19 protein-coding genes are annotated in these 22,021 nt (G+C 71.2%); 2 read left to right on the plus strand and 17 right to left on the minus strand.

Annotated features, from left to right (window positions below; all coding sequences use genetic code 11):
- The first annotated feature begins 13 nt into the window (after positions 1-13).
- The gene (locus CLV63_RS15945; protein WP_106583831.1) at positions 14-1,168 is read left to right on the plus strand and encodes an acyl-CoA dehydrogenase family protein; all 1,155 of its coding nucleotides are present in this window, start codon (positions 14-16) and stop codon (positions 1,166-1,168) included.
- Positions 1,169-1,526: 358 nt separating this feature from the next.
- Here CLV63_RS15945 and CLV63_RS15950 read toward each other — a convergent pair whose 3' ends face one another.
- From CLV63_RS15950 to CLV63_RS15980, 7 genes are all read right to left on the minus strand, one after another.
- A complete protein-coding gene (locus tag CLV63_RS15950) occupies positions 1,527-2,420 on the minus strand; it encodes a hypothetical protein (RefSeq protein ID WP_211301335.1) in 894 nt (297 codons plus the stop codon).
- Positions 2,421-2,513: 93 nt separating this feature from the next.
- Positions 2,514-2,957: a PPOX class F420-dependent oxidoreductase gene (locus CLV63_RS15955; RefSeq protein ID WP_106583832.1), complete on the minus strand. Its 444-nt coding sequence runs from the start codon at positions 2,955-2,957 to the stop codon at positions 2,514-2,516.
- Between the two features lie 114 nt (positions 2,958-3,071).
- Positions 3,072-3,764 (minus strand): hypothetical protein, encoded by a 693-nt coding sequence (locus CLV63_RS15960; RefSeq protein WP_106583833.1) that lies wholly within the window; start codon positions 3,762-3,764, stop codon positions 3,072-3,074.
- A 173-nt stretch (positions 3,765-3,937) separates the two neighbouring features.
- A complete protein-coding gene (locus tag CLV63_RS15965) occupies positions 3,938-4,519 on the minus strand; it encodes a GTP-binding protein (RefSeq protein WP_106583995.1) in 582 nt (193 codons plus the stop codon).
- A 34-nt stretch (positions 4,520-4,553) separates the two neighbouring features.
- Positions 4,554-5,060 carry a DUF742 domain-containing protein gene (locus CLV63_RS15970; RefSeq protein ID WP_106583834.1) on the minus strand — a complete coding sequence of 169 codons (507 nt, stop codon included), beginning with the start codon at positions 5,058-5,060 and terminating at the stop codon, positions 4,554-4,556.
- A gap of 20 nt (positions 5,061-5,080) precedes the next feature.
- Positions 5,081-5,482, minus strand: a complete 402-nt coding sequence (locus tag CLV63_RS15975; RefSeq protein ID WP_106583835.1) for a roadblock/LC7 domain-containing protein — start codon at positions 5,480-5,482, stop codon at positions 5,081-5,083.
- Between the two features lie 281 nt (positions 5,483-5,763).
- Positions 5,764-9,024, minus strand: coding sequence for a nitrate- and nitrite sensing domain-containing protein (locus CLV63_RS15980; protein ID WP_342751413.1), 3,261 nt, complete (start codon positions 9,022-9,024; stop codon positions 5,764-5,766).
- A gap of 523 nt (positions 9,025-9,547) precedes the next feature.
- Here CLV63_RS15980 and CLV63_RS15985 point away from each other — a divergent pair.
- Positions 9,548-10,678 carry a M15 family metallopeptidase gene (locus CLV63_RS15985; protein WP_106583836.1) on the plus strand — a complete coding sequence of 377 codons (1,131 nt, stop codon included), beginning with the start codon at positions 9,548-9,550 and terminating at the stop codon, positions 10,676-10,678.
- A 103-nt stretch (positions 10,679-10,781) separates the two neighbouring features.
- Here the strand turns inward: CLV63_RS15985 and CLV63_RS15990 are convergent, their stop codons facing one another.
- The 10 genes from CLV63_RS15990 to CLV63_RS16035 form a co-directional block, all read right to left on the minus strand.
- Positions 10,782-11,480, minus strand: coding sequence for a hypothetical protein (locus CLV63_RS15990; RefSeq protein WP_106583837.1), 699 nt, complete (start codon positions 11,478-11,480; stop codon positions 10,782-10,784).
- Between the two features lie 157 nt (positions 11,481-11,637).
- Positions 11,638-11,871 carry a hypothetical protein gene (locus tag CLV63_RS15995; RefSeq protein WP_342751414.1) on the minus strand — a complete coding sequence of 78 codons (234 nt, stop codon included), beginning with the start codon at positions 11,869-11,871 and terminating at the stop codon, positions 11,638-11,640.
- Between the two features lie 651 nt (positions 11,872-12,522).
- On the minus strand, positions 12,523-13,539 hold the full coding sequence (locus CLV63_RS16000; RefSeq protein ID WP_106583839.1) for a LacI family DNA-binding transcriptional regulator: 1,017 nt from the start codon (positions 13,537-13,539) through the stop codon (positions 12,523-12,525).
- A gap of 314 nt (positions 13,540-13,853) precedes the next feature.
- Positions 13,854-15,299 (minus strand): GH1 family beta-glucosidase, encoded by a 1,446-nt coding sequence (locus CLV63_RS16005; RefSeq protein WP_394339782.1) that lies wholly within the window; start codon positions 15,297-15,299, stop codon positions 13,854-13,856.
- Positions 15,296-16,207, minus strand: coding sequence for a carbohydrate ABC transporter permease (locus CLV63_RS16010; protein ID WP_106583840.1), 912 nt, complete (start codon positions 16,205-16,207; stop codon positions 15,296-15,298). The genes CLV63_RS16005 and CLV63_RS16010 overlap by 4 nt, the downstream gene beginning before the upstream one ends.
- A 16-nt stretch (positions 16,208-16,223) precedes the next feature.
- On the minus strand, positions 16,224-17,213 hold the full coding sequence (locus CLV63_RS16015; protein ID WP_394339783.1) for a carbohydrate ABC transporter permease: 990 nt from the start codon (positions 17,211-17,213) through the stop codon (positions 16,224-16,226).
- Between the two features lie 91 nt (positions 17,214-17,304).
- The gene (locus CLV63_RS16020; protein ID WP_106583841.1) at positions 17,305-18,594 is read right to left on the minus strand and encodes an ABC transporter substrate-binding protein; all 1,290 of its coding nucleotides are present in this window, start codon (positions 18,592-18,594) and stop codon (positions 17,305-17,307) included.
- Positions 18,595-18,905: 311 nt separating this feature from the next.
- Positions 18,906-19,766: a MetQ/NlpA family ABC transporter substrate-binding protein gene (locus tag CLV63_RS16025; RefSeq protein ID WP_106584003.1), complete on the minus strand. Its 861-nt coding sequence runs from the start codon at positions 19,764-19,766 to the stop codon at positions 18,906-18,908.
- A gap of 181 nt (positions 19,767-19,947) precedes the next feature.
- Positions 19,948-20,628 (minus strand): methionine ABC transporter permease, encoded by a 681-nt coding sequence (locus CLV63_RS16030; RefSeq protein WP_106583842.1) that lies wholly within the window; start codon positions 20,626-20,628, stop codon positions 19,948-19,950.
- Positions 20,625-21,530: a methionine ABC transporter ATP-binding protein gene (locus CLV63_RS16035; protein WP_106584006.1), complete on the minus strand. Its 906-nt coding sequence runs from the start codon at positions 21,528-21,530 to the stop codon at positions 20,625-20,627. The genes CLV63_RS16030 and CLV63_RS16035 overlap by 4 nt, the downstream gene beginning before the upstream one ends.
- Between the last annotated feature and the right edge of the window lie 491 nt (positions 21,531-22,021).

Here is a 22,021-nt window from a genome sequence, read left to right on the forward strand (position 1 = left end):
AGGAGCAGGACCCATGTCGTACCGGCTGTCCGCTGAACACGAAGAGCTGCGCCGCACCGTCGAGGACTTCGCCCGCACCGAGGTCGCCCCCGTCATCGGCGACTTCTACGAGCGCGGCGCGTTCCCCTACGACATCGTCGCCAAGATGGGCGCCATGGGGCTGTTCGGGCTGCCGTTCCCCGAGGAGTTCGGCGGCATGGGCGGCGACTACTTCGCACTCTGCCTGGCGTTGGAGGAACTCGCGCGGGTCGACTCCTCCGTCGCCATCACCCTGGAGGCGGGGGTGTCGCTCGGTGCGATGCCGATCTACCGGTTCGGCAGCGCGGAGCAGAAGGCCACCTGGCTGCCCCGGCTCTGCTCCGGGACGGCGCTGGGCGCGTTCGGGCTGACCGAGCCGGGCGCCGGCTCCGACGCCGGGGGCACCCGCACCACGGCCGAGGTCGTAGGCGGCGAATGGGTGCTGAACGGCACCAAGTCCTTCATCACCAACTCCGGCACCGACATCACCGCGCTCGTCACGGTCACAGCGGTCACCGGCCGCGCACCCGACGGCCGCCCGGAGATCTCCGCGATCCTGGTGCCCTCGGGCACGCCCGGTTTCACCCTCGGGCAGAAGTACTCCAAAGTCGGCTGGAACGCCTCCGACACCAACGAACTGGTCTTCGACGGCTGTCGCGTCCCCGAGTCGAACCTGGTGGGCGAGCGGGGCCGCGGCTACGCCCAGTTCCTGCGGACACTGGACGAGGGCCGCATCGCGATCGCCGCCCTGTCGGTCGGCCTCGCCCAGGGGTGCGTGGACGAGAGCCTGCGCTACGCGGCGGAACGCGAGGCGTTCGGTCGCCCCATCGGCGCCAACCAGGCCATCCAGTTCAAGATCGCCGACATGGAGGTCCGCGCGCACACCGCCCGCCTCGCCTACTACGACGCCGCGGCCCGCATGCTGGCCGGTGAACCGTTCAAGAAGGAGGCCGCCATCGCCAAGCTGGTCGCCTCCAACGCCGCCATGGACAACGCCCGCGACGCCACCCAGGTGTTCGGCGGGTACGGCTTCATGAACGAGTTCCCGGTGGGCCGGTTCTACCGCGACGCCAAGATCCTGGAGGTCGGCGAGGGCACCAGCGAGGTGCAGCGCATGCTGATCGCCCGCCAACTGGGCCTGCCCGCGTAGGAGGGGCCCGCGCAATGCCATTGAGTCAACGGGTGCGGGGGGTATGCGGTGCGTCCCTGACCACCTGAGGCGAAGGGGCTGCGCGGTGCGTCCCTGGTGCCCTGGGGAGAAGGGGGTGGGTTGCCGTCGCGGCTGCGAAGCACCCGGCGGTGCGAAACACCACGCTGGAGTTTTCCCGCCAGTCGTGCATCCCCGCAGACGGCGGGTCTGTGCCCGGGGCCTGGCGATCGAAGCGGGCCGTGGTGCTTTGCGCCGCCGGATGCTCCGCAATCGCGACGGCAACCTCCTCCTCCACCCGGGCCCACAAGCATCGCGGGCACCCGGACTGCCGGGTGCCCGCTGTCGGTCCTCGTGCGGATCAGTCGAAGAGCTCCTCGGCGCGGGAGACAGTCACGGCCCGAGTAACCCAGGTGGCCAACTGGTCGAGGTCGGTGCAGGATGTGACCCGCTCGCGGACCTCGTCGGACACCGCGATCCCCCGGGTATCCAAGACCCTGAGCACACTCTTGGCCTCGCCGCTCGCCTCTCCCTCGGCCTTGCCCTCGGCCTTGCCCTCGCGGTAGATGCGGCCCACGAACTCGGTCTTGGGCTCGAAGATGCCAGCGTCCACAGTGTCCTCCAGGTATTTCCTGCTCACGGCGGACAGCGCGGCGAGCACGTAGTCAGAATACAAACTGGTCTTGTTCTCGTCGAGGCTGGCGAACGCGGCGCCCAACGCGTCCAACTCCGCGGGGTCCTCGATCCGGTGCACCATTGCGGCGAGGATCGTCATCTGCGGATTGTCCTTTGCGACCTCCTGGTCCGTCACAGGTTCGAGGGCCGTCAGCGGCAGTGCCAACGGGCGGAGCATGTGGCGCCCGCCGCCAAGGTCGATCGTCTCCGAGCACCACCGGGCGACTCCGGCCGACGGGGTCAGCACCAGGAGGATCACGGGGCAGCGCAGCCGCGCCCGCAGGTTCGCCGTGTAGGCGGGCCAGCTGAAGCGCTTGTTCTTGTCGGGCTTGGTCTGGCATTCGACGATGATCGCGAACACCGGCACGGGGTCTCCGCCCTCGGCGGGCGTGCTCTCGCAGACCACGACCGAGTCGGCGCGCAGCTCCGGCGGCGCCGTGGTGGTGGCGTCGCCGCTGTCGCACCGCGCCCTGGAGTACTTCGGCCGCTCTGTGTCGGCGACCTTGTCGAGCAGGTAGACCGCCAAGTCGGGCACATGGCGGATGAGGTCGAGGGGAAACTCGTGGTCGAGTGACGGCATGGCGATGAAATTAGGGCGCACGTACGACAATTCGCAGCTCAACGGCGAAACGTCCGGATATGTCGACTCTTGTGGTCGACCCGTGCGGACCGTTCAGGTCGCCGGGATCCCGTACACGCGGTCGACCCGGATGCGGACGACGAGGCGGCGGTCGGCGACCATCGCGCGGCGGTAGTCGTCCCAGTCGGGGTGCTCGCCGCCGATGGCGCGGTAGACCTCCACCAGTTCGGCGAGGACGGGGTCGCCGGGCGCGGTGGCGACGTCCGACAGTTCGGCCGCGCCCTCGGCCACCGCGTACGCCCACGGGTGCGGTCCGGTCACGTGCACGCTGACCCGGGGGTCGCGGCGCAGGTTGTGGACCTTGGCGCGGTCTGCGGTCGTCGTGAAGCGCAGCAGCCCGGCGTCCTTCTCAGCGGCCTTCTCCGCGGTGAAGCCGACGGTCGACAGCTGCGGGCGGCCATCGCGCTTGAGTGTGGCGACGACGCCGTGGCGGGCTTCGGTGATGAGGGCGCGCAGCCCGTCGTCCTTGTGGTCCATACCACTCTGCAACGCCGCGTGCGCCCCGCGGATTCCGGTGCGGGGCCCGCACCCTGAGAATTCCCGTGTGGCACCTCAGCGGGACCTCAGCCCCGCGGATCCCGTTCTATGGCCTCAGTCGGCCGAGCGCTCCGTTGCCGGGCCGAAGAGGTGGCCCGGCATCTGCTCGGCGAGGTCGATGAGGTGGTCGGCCATCGCCAGGCCGGTGGGGACGTCGACGGCCCCCTTGCGCTGCTCCCAGGTCAGGATGTGCCCGCCGGTCAGCCGGAACGGCAGGGTGCGCGGGCCGTCGAGGTGCAGCCGCCGCAGGGCGGGGCCGAGCGCCTCCAGCGCGAACGCCTCGTCGTCGGTGGTGATGTGGAAGGCCGCGTCGAACTCCGCGTCGCCGGTCTGGAGGTCTTGGGCGCCGACGAAGTTCAGCAGCTTGTGGCCGACGTGCTCCGGGGCGACCTGGAGCCCCGGGGTCGGGCCGGGCAGGCGCACGGCGACGATCTCGTAGGGGGTCGACGTCTGCTTGGACGCGCCTTCACCGGGCACCGTGTAGTCGTACTTGAACACCGCGACCGTGCGGCCGCGGTACGTGCCGGAGACCGCGTGGCGCGCCGCGTGGGTGACGCCGCCGTCGAAGGGCGCGCCGCGGAACCCGGCGACGAGGGCGCGGTCGTTCTCCCGGTAGGTCCAGCCGTTCTCCTTCGCCCATGCGACCACCGCGTTGCTCCGCCGCCGCCCCCGCGCCCAGTGGAGCGCGAAGAACACGACGCCGACGGCGATGATGCCGCCGATGGCGAGTTCGACCGGGATGTCCACAGGGATTGCCTTTCAGAGGCCGCGCCGGGGCGCGGGTGGGGTCGTCCGGGCGCGCCGACGAAGCGCCCGTCCGGACGAGCCGGCTCCTCTCAGCATGGTGGCACAGGACGGTGGCTCAGGGTGGTGGTGCCGCCATGGCACACCGCCGTGGCGCCCCGATGGCGCCGCGGTGGTCACCGCCAGGAGCTGTTCCCGCCGGTGGATGTGGGCTGGGCCTTGTCGCCGACCGTGATGGCGTGTTCGACGAGGGTGATCAGGGTGTCCTTGGTGGACCCCCGGTCGCGGGCGTCGAGTTGCACGATCGGGATGGTGGGGCTGAGGGTCAGCGCGTCGCGGACTTCGTCGGCGGCGTGCGGGTAGTAGCCGTCGAATCCGTTGATCGCCACGATGAAGGGCAGGCGTGCCTCTTCGAAGTAGTCGATCGCGGGGAAGCAGTCGGCGAGCCGGCGGGTGTCGACCAGGACCACCGCTCCGATGGCGCCCTTGACCAGGTCGTCCCACATGAACCAGAAGCGGTGCTGGCCCGGGGTCCCGAACAGGTACAGGATCAGGTCGGAGTCGAGCGACACGCGGCCGAAGTCCATGGCCACCGTGGTGGTCTGCTTGTCCGGTGTCTTGGCGAGGTCGTCGACGCCCACGCTGGCGCTCGTCATGACCGCCTCGGTGGTCAACGGCACGATCTCGGAGACGGAGCCCACGAAGGTCGTCTTGCCGACGCCGAACCCTCCGGCGACGACGATCTTGACCGACGTCATCGCGCTCGCCGAAGCGCCGCCGTCGTCGGCCACGCTAGAGCTTGCGAAGTCCACTGAGCACCCTTTCAAGCAGGTTGGCGTTGGGCCGGCTGTCGGCGTTGAGCGAAGAGCGGATCTGGACCAGCCCCTGTTCCGACATGTCCGCAACGAGGACCCGCGCCACGCCGAGCGGGATGCGCAGGAGTGCGGAGATCTCCGCGACCGAGCGCAGTTCCCGGCACAGGTCGGTGATCGCCTGGCATTCCGGGGTGAGCATCCCGAACTCGTTGCGGGCCGTGGCCGTCGTCGTGATCAACGCCTCCATCGGCAACTGCGACCGCGGTTTGGTGCGGCCGCGGGTCACCGCGTAGGGACGAACCGGCGAAGCATGGGACGCTCCTTGCGCAGCCCATTGCTGTTGGTCGTGTGGTTGCTGGCCCGGGGGCTGCGGAACCTGGCGGGGGGTCTCCCCGCCTCCGGCCTCCTCGGGCGGGTGTGCCGCGCCGGGAGGTCTGTTTCCGAACCACGAGGGGCTCCCGGTATCTCTACCGTGAGATGCCACCACGTCCTCCTGTCGGTGGGTCAGTAGATTCCGGAGGTGCGTGCCGTCGGGGTAAGCGCCCGGCCCGCCCGCTCGACGAGCAGGGTCATCTCGTAGGCCACGAGCCCGAGGTCGCATTCTGCGGCCGCGAGGACCGCCATGCACGAGCCGTCGCTGATCGCCATGATGAGGAGCAGACCGCGCTCCATCTCCACTACGGTCTGCGCCACCGCTCCCCCCTCGAACACCCGGGCGGCGCCCTGGGTGAGGCTGGAGAGCCCGGAGGCGATCGCGGCGAGCTGGTCGGCGCGGTCGCCGGGGAACCCCGCCGAGGCGGCGAGCGGCAGGCCGTCCGAGGACACCACGATCGCGTGTGCGACGTCGGGCACGCGGTTGGCGAAGTCAGTGATCAGCCAGTTGAGTTCATTCACCGGTTGATTCATCTGCTCTCCTGTAGATCCTGATGCCGGCGTCGGCCGTCCAGAATACGGGCGATCCGGCCATCGGTGTTCTTCGATAGCGACTTTTTCAGGGGAACTGCGCGTACTGCAACCACTGCCGGAACTTCGGATATCACGCGGCTTGTGCGCGATTGTCCACGAAGTGCGAATGATGCTATTTCATGGGGCGCACCCGGGTCATGGGGACCCCCGGAACACGCGCGTCCGGCCCGTTCCCGGCGCCTCGGGCAAGGGCACCGACCCGTCGTTCGGCGGGGCATCGCTCAACTCTCCTCGGGTGTCGAATCGCCGAGTTCCGTGCGCCCCTGCCGGATCCCCTTCTGGAATCCGGTGAACCGGTTGCGAACGGTGTCGGCGGATCGTGACGTGATCTGTTTGAAGTTCTCCGGTTGCGGAGCAGTACCGGGAACAAGGTTTGCCTTAGGGACCCGTTTTGGCAACCCCGAGGTGGTGAGACCGCCCGCGATGGGGTCGGCCGCCGTGCGTGCGGCCTTCCAACCGCGGTCGGCGTCGGAGCGCCAGTCGTCGTCGCGGCGCTGCGGCGCGGCCGGTGCGGCGCCCGGACGGCGTTCGCCCGCGCTCTCGCCGCCGCGGCCTGCGCCGGAGGCGTCGGACCCGCCGGAGACAACGGGGATGGGCCCGGTCTCGTCACCGGCGTCGTCGCGGCTCGGCGGCGGCGGTGCCGACACGGCCGGGCGCCCGGACCGCCGCCGGAACCAGTTCGACTCGATGGAGTCGAAGATCGGCAGCGAATCGCTGTGGCTCTCCGGCGAGGGCGGCACCACGGTGTTCTGGCCCGCGCCCGCGGAGGCGCCGTAGCGCTTCGACAGGTAGGCGGTCGACCCGTAGCCGTCGCGCGCCTCCGGCTCCGGCGGGTACCGGCGCTCGTGGCGGTTGGCGGGCGCCTCGGGGCGCTCCGGCGGCGCCGCGGTGACCTCCTCGCGCGGCGGCGACTGCCACCCGCTCGACCACCCGGCCGATTCGTGCCCGGCGGTCTGGGCCGGGCGCTCCTCGCGCGCGGGGGGCTCGGGCGCGGCGCGGCGCGGCTCCTGCCATTCCTGCGGTGCAGGTCGCTCCTGCCGCTCCTGCCGTGCGGGGGGCGGCTGGACGGACGGCCGGTCGAGCGGCGGCCGGAAGGCGTCGCTCTGAGGCTCGCGCCGCACGGGCCGCTCCTGGGGCGGTTCGGCCGGGGTGTCGAGGGCCGGGCGGTTCCACCCGGCGTCGGTCGACCAGAGGTCCTGCCCGCTGGGCGGGTACTCCTCGGGCTCCGCCGCGCTCTGCGGCTGGCTGCCGTGGTGCCCCGGCGCGCGCTTGGGCAGGGACGACGGCGCCTCGGGCGGCGGGCTCTGCCACACGGACCGCTCGGGTTCGGCCTGCGGCCGCCACTCCTCGGCGGGGTCGGCCGGCGCGGGGGACGCCGCGAACGCGGCGGTGGCCTCGGCGTAGGTGTCGGGGACGCCGGGGGGCGCCGCGCCCAGCGCGGGCGGTGCGTCGCCCGCGCTGATCAGCAGGTCGGCGGGGAACAGCGCGAACGCGGTGATGCCGCCGTTGTGGGCCTCGCTGATGCGGACCCGGATGCCGTGCCGGGCGGCGAGGCGGCTGACCACGAACAGGCCCATGCGGCGCGACACCGCAAGGTCGATGACCGGCGGCTCGGCGAGCCGCTGGTTGATGAGCGCGAGCTCGTCGGGCGGCATGCCGATGCCGCTGTCGGTGACCTCGACCTGCACGGCGCCGTGGTCGACCTGGCGCGCGGTGACCGACACCTGGGTGTCGTGCGAGGAGAAGGTCGTGGCGTTCTCGACCAGCTCGGCGACGAGGTGGATGACGTCGTTCACCGGGCGGCCCAGCACGGAGATGTGCGAGGGCGCCCGGACGTTCACCCGCTCGTACTGCTCGACCTCGGAGATCGCGCCGCGCAGGACGTCGACCAGCGGGACGGGCTGCGCCCACTTGCGGGTGTTGTCCTGCCCCGAGAGGACCAGCAGGTTCTCGTTGTTGCGGCGCATGCGGGTGGCGAGGTGGTCGAGCTGGAACAGGTCGGAGAGGCGGTCGCCGTCCTGCTCGCTCTGCTCCAGGCCGTCGATGAGGCGGAGCTGCCGTTCCACCAGGGTCTGGCTGCGGCGGGACAGGTTGACGAACATCGCGTTGACGTTGCTGCGCAGCGCGGCTTCGTCGGACGCCAGCATGAGCGCCACCCGGTGGACCTCGTCGAAGGAGCGCGCGACCTCGGCGATCTCGTCCTTGGTGGTGACCTTGACCGGGGTGACGACGATGTCGTCGGGTTTGGCGCTGGTCTCCTGCATCCGGGTGATCGCGTCGGGCAGGTCGGTCTCGGCGATGCGGATGGCGCCCTCGCGCAGCGTGCGCAGGGGGCGCAGCAGCGAGCGGATCACCATGCTGGTGGCGAAGAAGACGGCGAGCAGCACCGCGAGGACCAGCAGGGCGTCGAGGAGGGCCGCGTTGCGCGCGTTGTCGCGCAGCTCGGCGGCCTGCTCGCGGACCGAGCCGGCGGTGTTCTCCTCGACCTTCTGGAACCGCTCCAGCGAGGTGTTGGACACGTCGAGGTAGGTGCGGGGGTTGACGTCGGAGGTGGTGCCCGAGATCGCCTCGCCGTCGCCGATGCGCATCTTCACGCGCAGCCGGATGGTGCTCATCTGGCTGACTTCGAGGCCGGTGTAGGTGGTGTCGAACGTCTCGCGCTGGGAGGCGGAGGCGCTGGCCATGAAGTTCTGGATCTCGTTCTCGTAGCGCGCGCGGCTCTGCTCGACGGCGGCCTGCACACCGCCCGACATGCGCTTCTGCATCAGCGAGTTGAGCATCAGCGCCGACTCGAAGGAGAGCTGCTCCCTGGCGTTGCCGAGGGCGGTCATGGCCCGGACGCTCTCGCGCAGGGGGGTGTCCTCGGAGTTCTCCGCGATGGTCTCGTTGAAGGCGCCGAGGGGGGTGATGATCTGCCGGTACTTGGTGACGGTCGGCAACAGGGTGATGCGGGTGTCGGTGACCTCGCCGCGGATGGTCTTGAGCTCTTCGAGGCTGCTCATCATCGACTGGAGCCGGCCGGCGATCAGGTCGCTGCCGGGGTCGCCGAGTTCGGCGCGCCCGTTGCGGACCTCGTTCGCGGCGCGGTCGACGACGTCGCGCTGGTCCTCCAGCTCCTTCAGGCGGGTGTCGGAGCGGTTCGCCGGGTCGGGCGACCCGGCGATGTAGGCGGCGGTGAGCAGCCGCTCCTTCCCGAGCGCGTTGCCGAGTTCCACAACGGACTCACCGAGTACCGCCATGCTCTCGATTCGCTCGTGGGTGAAGGTGTTGGAAACACTCTCGGCGATGCGCAGGCCGCCGAGCAGGACCGCGACGGCGGTCGGGATCACGACGAGCGCGACGAGCCGGGGGCGCACCCGCCAGGCCCGCGGAGACCACCACCGGGTACGGCGCGGCTCGGCGGGGCCGCCGGGGTCGCCGCGCTCCGCGTCGATCTCGTCGTCCGCGTTGGCGGCTGTGCTGTTCGTCGCTCGTGTCGGCACGGACCCTCGCAACCTTTCGTGTCGCCGCCTCAGGCATAGGGACAGTTTCCTCATGATCACGGGCCCGCCTGCCGCGTGCGCACCACACCCGTGGCCGCACGGCATCGGTTAGGAGACGGTGACCGTCCGTCCGGTCCGTTGACCGATGGCCTGTCGCGACGGAGAAATCGGCGCTGGGTCAGGACCCGCCTCATGAGGAGGGAGAGGCGTCGCGCACCATTAAACCGAAATGGTGCACCTGAGGTCGATAGCGTACCAATCGACTTAGACGCCTCGGATACCGCATTCTGCCGCACCCCGCGCGGACCTGCGCCGACGAGTCCGGGACGAATACGGGCACTACGGGCGCCATTTACGGTCCCCGCCCAGATAGCACCGCCGCGGGCGCCCTGTGATCGTATTCCATAACTTTTTGAACACACCGCGTGCAGACTGTGAACACCCCAGGTCGCGTGGCACCGTGATCCCTGTCAGCGCCGGTCGTATCGGGGGGTCGTCCGTGCAGCAAAGGGTGCCGCAGTCCGTGCCGCAGCAGCGCCGGAGACCGGCCGGGCGGCGTCCCGGCGCGCGCCCGGCGGCCCGGTGCGCCGCCGCCGCTCTCGCGCTGGCGCTCCTCGCCCAGCCAGGCGCGGCCGCGCACACCGACACCGGGGACACCGGCGACCCCGGCACCGTGCGGGCCCGGGTCGCCGAGGTCCAGAAGGAGCTCCGCGGCCTGCACGCCGCATCGGACCGGGCGGCCCTCGCCTACCGCGACCAGAGGACGAAGCTGGCCGCGGCGCGCACCGACTACCGGGAGTCCGCGGAGAAGGCCGACCGCGCCGCCGAGCGCCGCAAGAAGGCGCGCCGTACGGCCGCCAGGCACGCGGTGAACGCCTACAAGGGCTCCGGCGCCGAGGGCATCACCACGTGGGCGCACAAGGACGGCCTGAACGAGACCATGGCCCGCAGCGGCTACATATCGCTCCTCGCCGGGCACCGCGACTCGGCGCTGAAGACCGCCGAGGCGGCCGACTCCGCCGCCGAGAGCGGGCGCAAGCGCGCCGACGCGGCCTACACCACCCAGCGCAAGACGGCGCGCTCGGCGGCACGCGCCAAGGAGGACGCGCTCGACGCGGTGCGCAAGCAGGAGAAGTCGATGCGGAGCATCCTCGCCGAGCAGACGCGGATCGAACGCGCGTACGGCTCGCCGGCAGCGGCGGCGCCGAGCGGCGGCGGAGGCGGCGGCGGAGGCGGAGACTGCGCCGCGGGAGCGGAGGCGGCCTCGGGGTTCGGCAACGGCCGCGTGCCGGAGTCGGAGCTGTGCGCGCTGCCGCAGCCCGGCCAGTTCCTGCGGGCCGACGCCGCCGCGGCGTTCGCCGACCTGGACGCCGCCTACCGCGGGCGGTTCGGCCGGCCGATGTGCGTCACTGACTCCTACCGCCCGATCGACGAGCAGGTCCAGTTGTTCCGGGAGAAGGAGCAGGGGATGGCGGCCCGGCCGGGGACCAGCACGCACGGCCTGGGGATCGCCGTGGACCTGTGCGGCGGGGTCGACGGCGAGGACACCGCCGAGCACCGCTGGATGCTCGCCAACGCGCCGGAGCACGGCTGGGACAACCCGCAGTGGGCGCGCGGCGGGTTCGAGCCGTGGCACTGGGAGTACAACGGATGACGCCGGCCGGGCGCCGCCGCGCACCGTCAGTGCGACCGGCCCTGTGCCTCGGCCCCGGGCTACGGCTCCGGGACCTCAGTTCCCGGACTTCGGCTCCCGGACTTCAGCTCCCGGAGCCGACCCGGACCTCGAACTCGCCGAGGACGCCGCCTTCGATCAGGAGTTCCTCGCCCGGTTCCAGGGCCCGCGTGCTCTCGGGCATGGCGGCGACGACCTCGGCGGGCGAATCGGGGCCCGCACCGGTGCGCAGAGCGTCGGTCCAGCCGAGCTTGCCGTCGAGCCGCACCCCGGCGATGACCTCGCCGTCGACGCTGGCGGTGACCGAGAGCGGGGTGCCGTCGAACTCGTCGTGGGTGACTATCGCCGGCCCCAGCGTGAGCCCGGTGGGCGCCCCCGCGCTGTCGGACCACAGGCAGGCCGGGGTGTAGCCGACGTGCTGGGTGGCGCCGAACACCGCTGCCACGCCGATGGCGGCGGTCAGGGTGCCGCCGCCGTTCGGGGCTGCCACGCCGTCGTCGGTGCCGAGGATCTGCGCCGGATCGATGGTCAGCACCCGCCCGCCGAGGTCGACGCGCACGGCCTGCGCCGGATGGAGCGGCGCGACCAGCCGGGTCTCGAACTCGACGATGATCTCGACCGGGTTGCTGAGGGCGCGCTGATAGGCGCCGGCGAGTGCGTCGACACTCGCCGCCAGCAGATGCGGCACCGTTTCGTCGCCCGGATACCCGAACACGCAGCCGTCGTCGATGACCCCCGGGCGTTCGGAGCCCCCGCTCGGCGAGAGATAGGTGACCCAACGCATGTGTATTCCCCTCCCGACCGTGGCCTCCGCCCCTCTGCGCGGCCCCGGATTCACAACATTTCCAGGCATGGAAAGATACAAGCCCCGAAGGCGTCGGCGGGCCGGTGCGGCGAACCCGCCGGGCGGCGGGAGCGCCGGACCGGGGCCGACCCCGGTCTCAGTGGCCGCTTACGGCCGGTGCGGCCAGCGGGTTGTGCTCCTTGCCGGTGGCCGCGCACATGCGGCACGGTTCCTCGACCCGGACCCAGTCGATGGCGCCGACACTGTCGCGGTGCGGGCGTTCGGGCCGCCACCAGCCCGAACCGGCGCAGAACCGGCAGGGCAGGTCGTCGCGGCCGCACCATTGGCAGGTCGCCAGGAAGCAGTTCTCCCGTGTGGGCCTCATCTGCATACGCCGGTCCCCCCGCAGGTGTCGCAATCCTCCACGCTGTCGACGAAGACGACCGTCCCGTCGGCGGTACGCCGTGGCCGCTGGTAGGTGATCCTCCCGGTGCCCCGGCACCGCCCGCACGGCGGCGGCTCCGAATTGCGCGGCATCGGCCCGCCCCTCCCTGGGCATCATCGGGCGTGCTCAGCCTCGCACAGCGCGTCACCGCACGTCCAGAGTGTGATCCCTGGTCGCCCTGGTTCCGGGGCCCCTGAGCCCAGTGCCGTTGAATTGCCGGGCGCTCGGGTGTTCCCACGGCCCCGTCCTGGGGTGTAGAGGGTGGGCGGCACGCCCCTGGTGTCCTGGGTGGAGGGGGTCGGCTACCGTCGCGGATGCGAAGCACCCGGCGGCGCGAAACACCACGCCGGAGTTTCCCCGCAAGACCTGGTCCACCGCGGGCGGCGGGTCTGTGCCCGGGGACTGGCGATCGAAGCGGGCCGTCGTGCTTCGTGCCGCCGGATGCTTCGCACTCGCGACGGCAACCCACCCTCTGTCCGCTGGATGCTTCGCACGCCCCTACTGCGCGCGCTTCGCGGAGTATCGCGCAGCGGGGCCCGCGACGGCGGCCTCCGTCTCCACCCGGGCGCACGAGCACCCCCACCAAATCCTGGTGCTTCAGGCGGACTCCCTGATGACCAGGTGGGTGGCGAGTACCACCTCGGTGGCGCCCGTGCCGCCGCTCAGCACCCGGTCGATGAGGACCCGTGCCATCTCCCGGCCCATGCGCTCGGCCGGCTGGTGGATCGTCGTGAGAGGCGGCTCGGCGTGCTCCGAGAACGGCACGTCGTCGTAGCCGACGACGGCGACGTCGTCGGGCACCCGCCGCCCCAGTGAGCGGAGCGTGCGCAGAGCGGCGAGCGCCATCAGGTCGGAGGCGACGAACACGCCGTCGAGGTGCGGATCGGCCTCGATCAGCGCGCGCATCGCCGCCACCCCGCTGTCGTAGCCGAAGTCGCCCGCCGCGATCAGCTCGTCGTCGCGGCCGCTCTCCGCCAGCGCCTTGCGGTAGCCGCGCAGCCGGTCGACCCCCGCGACCATGTCCTGCGGGCCGGTGAGGCTGGCGACGCGGGTGCGCCCCGTGTCGATCAGGTGCCGGGTGGCCGTGTGGGCGCCCCCCACGTTGTCGATGTCGACGAGGTGCAGCGGGGTGTGCCGCATGCCGAGCGGCCGGCCGCCGATCACGCAGGGCACGCCCGACGCCGCCAGGGTGTCCGGCAGGACGCTGTCGCGGTGCAGCGACACCGCGAGGACCCCGTCGACGTGGCGCCCGCTGAGGTAGTCGCCGAGGCGCTCGTGCTCGGACTCCGACCCGGCGGAGGTCAGCATGAGCTGGAGCCCCCGGTCGGAGAGCTCCGCGGTCGCGCCGCGCACGATCTCGGCGAAGAACGGCTGGGCGAACAGCCGGTCCTCGGGTTCGGAGACGACCAGGGCCACGGTGTCGGTCCGCTGGGTGACCAGCGACCGGGCGGCCCGGTTGGGCACGTAGCCCAGCGCCGTGACGGCGTCCATGACGCTGACCCGGGTCGCCTCGCTGACCTGGTCCGACCCGTTGATCACCCGGGAGACGGTGCCCCGGCCCACCCCGGCGCGCCGCGCGACCATCTCCAGTGTCGGACGCCGCCGATCGTTCATGGCGTGTTCCCTCCGTGCTCCAGTGCCGGCCCGTCGGCCGCCACCGCCCCCGGCGCACCATCGCGCACCGATGCGCCGCCCTGGTCGGGAACGGGCGCTCGCCCCCTATTGAAGTACACCTTGGCGGACGACCGCATACCGATTTCCACCGCGCCACCTGGGCCGGGAGTGAGGCGCCGGCGCCGCGGCGGCGCGGGCGATCTCTTGGGAGCGCTCCCAAACAGTGGGGTCGCCGAGCGCGGCGGGGCGGTGCCACCGCGCCCCCCTTTCGTCCGGGGACCGCCGCCGATGCCGCCGGCGGCGGTCCCCAGCACTCAGCCGGGCAGCACCCCCGTCCGTGCCACTCCGGCGAACCAGTGCCCGCTGTCCTTCACCGTGCGGCACTGGGTGTCGTAGTCCACGTGCACGATCCCGAACCGCTTCGAGTAGCCGAAGGCCCACTCGAAGTTGTCCATCAGCGACCAGGCGAAATAGCCCTTCAGCGGCACCCCCGACGCGATCGCGGCGTGGGCGGCTCGCAGGTGGGCGTCGAGGTAGGCGGTCCGCTCGGTGTCGTGCACCCCGCCGTCGGGCGCCACCTCGTCGTCGAACGCCGCGCCGTTCTCCGTCACGTACAGGTCGGTCCCCGGCGACTCGGTCGCCAACCGGACCAGGGCCTCGTACAGACCGCTCGCGTCGATCTCCCAGCCCATCGCGGTCCTGGCGAGCCCGCGGCGCACCGGCACCACCCCGCCGTCGGCGGCCCACTCCGCCGGGGTCCCGCCCACAAGGGACGGGTCGATGCCCTCGACGCCGCCGGCCGCGCCCGCCACCCACTGCGGCCCGTAGAAGTTCAGGCCCAGGTGGTCCAGTGGCGCCGCGATGACCGCCAGGTCGCCGGGGTGCAGGAACGCGAAGTCGGAGTCGCCGGAGAAGCGCTCGCGGACGTCCTCCGGGTAGCGGCCGTGCAGGACGGGGTCGGTGTAGAGGCGGTTGCGGACGCCGTCGGCCGTGCGCGCGGCGGCGTGGTCGGCGACGGTGTCCCGGTAGGGCCGCACGACGCCCTGGTTGTGCACCAGGCCGACCCGCTGCTCCCTGCCGCCCGCCGCACCGGCCCGGATCGCCTGCGCGGCGAGGCCGTGGCCGAGCAGCAGGTGGTGGGCTGCCGCGAGCCCGTCGGCCACGTCGGTGCGCCCCGGCGCGTGCTCGCCCGCGACGTAGCCCAGGTAGGCGGAGCACCACGGCTCGTTCAGCGTGGTCCAGTGCGTCACCCGGTCCCCGAACGCGCCCTGCACGACGGCGGCGTACTCGGCGAACCGCTGGGCGGTGTCGCGCCGGGTCCAGCCCCCTGCGTCCTCCAGGGTCTGCGGCAGGTCCCAGTGGTAGAGGGTGGGCCACGGCTCGATCCCCGCGGCGAGCAGGCCGTCGATCAGCCGGTCGTAGAAGTCGAGCCCGGCCCGGTTCACCGCCCCCTTCCCCGCGGGCAGCACCCGCGGCCAGGCGATGGAGAACCGGTAGGAGCCCAGCCCCAGTTCCCGCATGAGGGCGATGTCCTCGGGGTAGCGCCGGTAGTGGTCGGTCGCGGGTTCACCGGTGTCGCCGCCGACGATCCGGCCGGGCCGCGCGGCGAAGGTGTCCCAGATGCTCGTCCCGCGGCCGTCGGCGGTGGTGGCGCCCTCGACCTGGAACGCGGCGGTGGCCGAGCCCCAGACGAATCCGGCGGGGAAGCGCACCTCGGGCCGGTGGACCTGGTGGGATTCCGGTGTGTGCAGGGTAGTCACGCTTTGACCGCACCTTCCATGATGCCGCCGATGAGCCGGCGGCCGAAGAACACGAACACGATGAGCAGGGGCAGGGTGGAGAAGGTGGCCCCGGTGAACATGAGCGCGTAGTCGCGCGAGTACGCCTGGTTCAGCTGGTTGATGGAGAACTGGACGGTGGGGTTGTCGGGGTTCAGCACCGCCAGCGGCCAGATGAACTCGTTCCACATGGTCATGAAGGTGAGCAGGCCGAGCACGACCATGGCCGGGCGCAGCGCGGGCAGGACGACGCTCAGGTAGATCCGGAAGGTGGAGCAGCCGTCGACCCGGGCGGCCTCGATCAGCTCGGTGGGCACCGCCGACTGGGCGTACTGGCGCATCATGAACACGCCGAACCCGCTGACCAGGAACGGGACGATGACGGCCTTGATGTCTCCGCGCCAGCCGAACGACTCCATCATGATCAGCAGCGGGATGACGCCCATCTGCACCGGCACCATCATCGTGCCGATGACGCCGATTGTGATGGCGTTGCGGCCGCGGAACGGCAGCTTCGCCAGCGCGAATCCCGCGAGGGAGCAGAAGAACACCACGGAGAACGCGACGATCGTCGACGCGATCGCGGAATTTATCAGGCCGGTCGTGAAGTTCGCCGCCTGGTTGTCGAACAGCCGCGCGGTGTTCTCGCCGAACCCGCTGCCGGGCAGCACCGGCGGCGGCCGCATGGCGACCACCTCATTGCCGCGGGTGGCGACGATGAACATCCAGTACAGCGGGAAGACCGACAGCACACCCGCGACGATCAGCGCCCCGTAGGTGAGCGGTGAGGCGTCGCGCAGGCCGGCCGCGCGGCGCACCCTGCTGCCGTTGCGCGGCCCCCTCGGGGGCGCGGCGGGGACCTCGGGGCCCGCGCCGATTGCCGTGACCATCGTCTGGGCTCCTTTGCTACGCGCTCTTGATGCGGCTGGTGATGAGGATGTTGAGAAGCGAGAAGAGCACGATGATGACGAACAGCACCCACGCGACGGCCGCGCCGTAGCCGTAGTCGCCGTAGCGGAACCCCTCGTCGAACATCAGCATCGCGATCGTCTGGTACTGGCCCTGCGACCCGCCCTGGTAGTTGCCGCCGAAGAGCACCGGCTCGGTGAAGAGCTGCATCTGCCCGATGGTCGACATGATCACGGTGAAGATGACCGTGGGGCGCAGCAGCGGGATGGTGATCTGCCAGAACTGGCGGAGCCGCGACGCGCCGTCGATCGCGGCGGCCTCGTACATGTCCTTGGGGACGGCCTGCATGGCGGCGAGGTAGATGAGCGCGTTGTAGCCGACCCAGCGCCAGTCGATCATCACCGAGATCGCGGCCCAGGAGGTGAGGCGGCCCTCCCGCCAGCCGACGGGGTCGAGGCCGCCCCAGGAGAGCACGTAGTTGATCAGCCCGTACTCGCTGCCGAAGAGCTGGCCGAACACGATCGCGATCGCCGCCACCGAGGTGACGTAGGGCAGGATGACCAGTACGCGGAACAGGCCGCCGAAGCGCATCCTGCGGTTCAGGAAGTCCGCGACGGCGAGCGCGAGGACGAGCTGCGGCACGACCGCCAGCATGAAGATGCCGACCGTGTTGAGCAGGGCGTTGTAGAACTTCGGGTCGGTGAACAGGAACGCGTAGTTCGCGAACCCGACGTAGCCGAGGTTGCCGCCGATGAGCTCCCAGTCGTGCATCGAGATGTAGGCGGTGTACACCATCGGGAACAGCCCGAACACCCCGAACAGGACGAAGAACGGGGCGACGAAGGCGTAGGGCGAGTAGCGGATGTCGGCGCGGGACCGGCGGTGCCTGCGCCGGTCGGCCGGGGTGGCGGGCGGGGGCCCGGCCGGCCGCGGATCGGGTTCCGCCGGAGCCGGGTCTCCCTGGTCGCCTCTTCTGAGGACTTTCACGCCGTTCTCCTAGGTGGCAGGGGTCTGCACGGGGTGTGGGGTCCGCGGCGCCGGGCCGCCGCCGCGCGGCGGCGGCCCGGCGCGCCTCCTGCTACCTGGCCGCGCGCTCGGCGTCGCTGACGGCCTTCTTCCATGCCTCGCCGGGCGTCGCGTTGCCGGAGTCGACGCTGAGCATGGCGTCGGTGACCGCTTGGGCGACCGGCTGGTTCTTGGTGCCGAGGTAGACGGGCTTCAGACCGGCGGCGTTCTTGCCGAAGATCTCGCCGGTGGGCGCGTCGTTGAAGTACGGGCGCTTGTACTCCTGGACCTCTTTGCTCTCCAGCGCCTGCGGGGAGGACGGCAGGTTGTTGCGCTTCTCCCACGCGCCGATCTGGCCGTCGGGGCTGCTCAGGAACTTGGCGAGTTCCGCGGCCTCCTCGGGGTGCTCACTCGCCGCGGGCACGCCCAGGAAGGAGCCGCCCCAGTTGCCGCCGCCGCCGGGGACCGCGGCGACGTCCCACTTGCCCTTGCCGTCGGGGCCGCCGGTGTCCTCGATGTGGCCGAGCTGCCAGGCGGGGCAGATCATGGTCGCCCATGCGCCCTCCTTGATGCCGGCGTTCCAGTCCTCGGTGTAGGGCTCCAGCCCGGCGGAGAGGTCGTCCTTCGCGAGGCCCGCCGAGTAGTCGAAGGACTCCTTGATGACCGGGTTGCTCTCGATGGCGAGCTTGTCGCTCTTGTCGAAGTAGGTGTACTCGGCGTTCTGCATGTTCCGGGCGCCGGTGATCTGGGTGATGCTGTCGACCCAGGCGGTGTCGTCCTTCGCCTCCTTCTTGAACTCCTCCCCGGTCTTTTGGAAGTCCTCCCAGGTGGGCCAGAGCTCGCCGACCTTCTCGCGGTCGGTGGGCAGGCCGGCCTCCTCGAACCGGTCGGTGCGGTAGCAGATGGCCATGCCGCCGATGTCGGTGCCGAGGCCGATGAGCTTGCCGTCCTTGGAGTGGCCCTGCTCCCACTTCCAGTCGAGGAAGTTGTCCTCCAGCTTCGCGCCGCCGTACTCGTTCAGGTCGACGAACTTGTCGGGCTGTGCGACGAAGGAGACCATCAGGCCCTCTTCGATGGCGACCACGTCGCCGGTGCCGCTGCCCGCGGCGATGTTCTGCTGGAGCTTGGGGGCGTAGTCGTCGAGCTGGACGACGTTGCGCTCCTTGATCGTGACGTTCGGGTTGTCCTCCTCGTACTGCTTGAACAGCTCTTCGTAGCCGAAGGTGCCGAACGTCTCGATGGTCAGCGTGACCTTGCCGTCGGCATCCCCACCGCCTCCGCCGCCGCAGGCTGTCGATGCCAGCAGGACGCCTCCGCTGGCAATGGCGGCGATCCGGTATCCAACGCGTCGTCTGGTAGCCATTCCTGGCAACCCCTCTCACAGTGCGGAACGGATAGACCGCGCCCCACTGTCATCCCCCGATTTGGGAGCGCTCCCAAGCAGCCAACCCCGACAATGTGATGTGCGTCAATCGGAGACCGGGCGGCGAGTCCCAACCGTTATCGTGTTATACGACCCGTAACCGCACGGTCACACAGAAAAACAGGCCGGAATGTTTATAATTCCGGCCTGTTGCGGCCCCGTCAATGGGCGCGCCCGCACCGCGGACCGCCCCCGCCCACCGGGCCGGGACGGCCGCGCGCGCCGCGGTCCGCTCCCCTGCCGCCGCCCGCCTACTCCTCGATGGCGCCCTCGGCGTCCACCGGCAGCACGACGCCCTTCCAGGTCTTGTCGATGTACTCGGCGACCTCCGGCTTGTGCAGCAGCTCGACCAGCGTGCGCACCTGCTTGCCGTCGGCCTGGTCCGCGGGCACCACCAGCCCGTTCGCGTACTTCTCCGCGTAGTCGCCGCCCTGCGGCTCCCACGCGAGCACCTCGCTGTTCTCGGAGAGGTCGGCCTCGATGGCGAAGTTGCCGTTCACCACGGCGGCGTCGACGTCATCGATCGAGCGCGGGATCTGCGGCGCCTCCAGCGGGGTGATCTTCAGGTCCTTCGGGTTCTCGGTGATGCTCTTCTCGCTGGCGTTCTCCCCCGCATCGGGGTCGATCTCGACCAGCCCCTCCTTCTCCAGGGTGCGCAGGGCGCGGTTCAGGTTGGCCGGGTCGTTCGGCACGGCGATCTCGGCGCCCTCGCCCAGGTCGCCGACCTTGTCGTGCTTCTTCGAGTACAGCCCGAGGCGCTCGATGTGCACGTCGGTGACGTAGCTCAGCTCGTTGTCGGGGTTGGCGTCCTGCCACTCCTTCAAGAACTCCCGGTGCTGGAAGTAGTTGGCGTCCAGCTCCCCCTCCACCAACTGGGTGTTGGGGGTGTTGTAGTCGGGGATCTCCACGATGTCGATCTTCAGCCCGGCGTCCGCGGCGAGCTCGTCGCGCACGAACGCGAGGATGTCGCCGTGCGGCACCGGGTTGACCCCTACCTTGAGCGTCGGCGTGCCGTCGTCATCGCCGCCGGACGCCATCTCGCTCGGCGACGCGCACGCCGCCAGCGACGCCGTCAGCACCGTCGTCGTCACAACCGCCCAGATCCTGCGCACGTGCCCCACCTCTTAGTCGTCTCTTATTCACGTGTCGTGCACGCCGCCGCCCGCACCGCGGGACCGCGCCGCCGTCTTCCCTGTCCGCCTTCTCGTGATCCGCCTTCGCGTGCGGCCCCTCCTGCTGCCTCTGCTGCGGCCTCTCCTGCGCCGCGTCCCGGCCGCGGCGCGGGGTGTCCGGTCATCGGTGCGAGAACCGCCGGACGAGCAGGTCGCCCAGGCTCTGCACGAGCTGCACCACGACCACCAGGCAGATGACCGTGGCCCACAGGTAGTAGTCGTTGAAGCGCTGGTAGCCCTCGCGGATGGCGATGTCGCCGAGCCCGCCCGCACCGATCGCCCCCGCCATCGCGGAGTAGGAGATCAGCGCGACGACCGTCATGACCAGCCCGGCGATGAGCCCCGGCAATGCCTCGGGCAGCAGCACCTTGCCGACGATGGTGGCCTTGGGCGCGCCGATGGCGTGCGCCGCCTCGATGACGCCGCGGTCGACCTCGCGCAGCGAGGTCTCCACCAGGCGCGCGAAGAACGGGACCGCGCCGATGCTGAGCGGGACGATCGCCGCCGTGGGCCCCAACGTGGTGCCGGTGAGCAGCCGGGTCAGCGAGAGGACCGCGACCATCAGCACGATGAACGGCAGTGACCGCCCGACGTTGACGACGGCGCCCAGCACGGCGCGGACGGCGGGGGCCGGCGTGAGGCCGCCGCGGTCGGTGGTCACCAGCAGCACGCCCAGCGGCAGCCCGAACACGATGGTGAACAGGGTCGCCCACAGCACCATGTAGACGGTGTCGAGCGTGCCCAGCAGCAGCACGGGGCCCATCTCGGGCAGGCGTTCGGCGAGTTCGTCGAAGAATGTCATCGCGCGGCCTCGACCAGCAGTCCGCTCTCGGCCAGGTAGCCGAGGGCCGCCTCGCGGTTCGCGCCCCGGACCTGGACGTTGAGCCGCCCCACCGAGCTGCCCGAAACCGTCTCGACCGCGCCGCCGAGCACGTTGACGTCGACGTCGAACCTGCGCGTCAGCTCCGACATCAGCGGCTCGTCGTAGGACCGGGTGTAGGTGATCGCCACGGCGTCGGGGACGTCGGTGGCCGGCAGCGGGAACAGCGAGCGCGCCAGCAGCGAGCCCGGCGTGCCCAGCAGGTCGAGGACGCGGCCGGACTCGCGGAACACCCCGCGCTCCATGATCGCCGCGGAGTCGCAGATGCGCTTGATCACATCCATCTCGTGGGTGATCAGCAGGACCGTGAGGCCGAGTTCGCGGTTCAGGTCGCGCAGCAGTTCCAGGATGGACGCCGTGGTCTCGGGGTCGAGCGCCGATGTGGCCTCGTCGCTGAGCAGCACCTTGGGCCGCGACGCCAGTGCGCGGGCGATCCCGACCCGCTGCTTCTGGCCGCCCGAAAGCTGCGCCGGGTGCGCCTTCGCCTTGTCCGAAAGGCCGACCAGCTCCAGGAGTTCGCCGACGCGGCGGCCGCGCTCGGCGCGGCCGACCCCGGCGACCTCCAGCGGGAAGGCCACGTTCGACGCGACCGTGCGCGAGGAGAGCAGCGCGAAGTGCTGGTGCACCATGCCGATGGAGCGGCGGGCGGCGCGCAGCCGCGCGCCGCTGAGCGCGGTCAGCTCCTCGCCCGCGACCCGGACGACCCCGTCGGTGGGCCGTTCGAGCAGGTTCACGCAACGGAGCAGGGTGCTCTTGCCCGCCCCGCTCTGGCCGACCACGCCGAAGACCTCACCGGGGCTGACCGTCAGGTCGACCCCGTCCATCGCGACGACCTCGCGGTCCTTCAACCGGTAGACCTTGCGCAGGCCGACGGCGTCTATCACGTGTTTCCCCGGTTCCTTCGGAGTAGTGGGTTGGCTCGGGCCGCGGGCCCCGGCCGGACCGCCCCGCGGTCGGCCCGACCGGTGAACACTCCCGGTCAGGAGCCTACGAGGGGCCGCTGCGGCAGCGGAGGACGCGCCCGCATGCGGGCGCGCCGCACGCCTGGCACAACCCGCCGCGCGTTCAGGGAATTTCGGGCGGAGCGGGTAATCCCAGCCACAATTCATACTATAACAGTAGGAAACGAGGGTCGGATCCCTGCCCTGTTCCGGCGGCCGCGCGGCGCCGCCGGCCCGCACCCCGCTCCGGCCCGCACCCAGGGTGCTCCCCCGAACCGCCTAGACTCTGTTCCGGCCCAGCGGGTCCGCGTCCCCGCGACGCCGCCCCTCGACGCTGGCCCTCGACACCGGCCCGCTCCGGCAGCCGCGAGGGT

It is taken from the genome of Murinocardiopsis flavida (assembly GCF_003014485.1).
Lineage (GTDB): Bacteria > Actinomycetota > Actinomycetes > Streptosporangiales > Streptosporangiaceae > Murinocardiopsis > Murinocardiopsis flavida.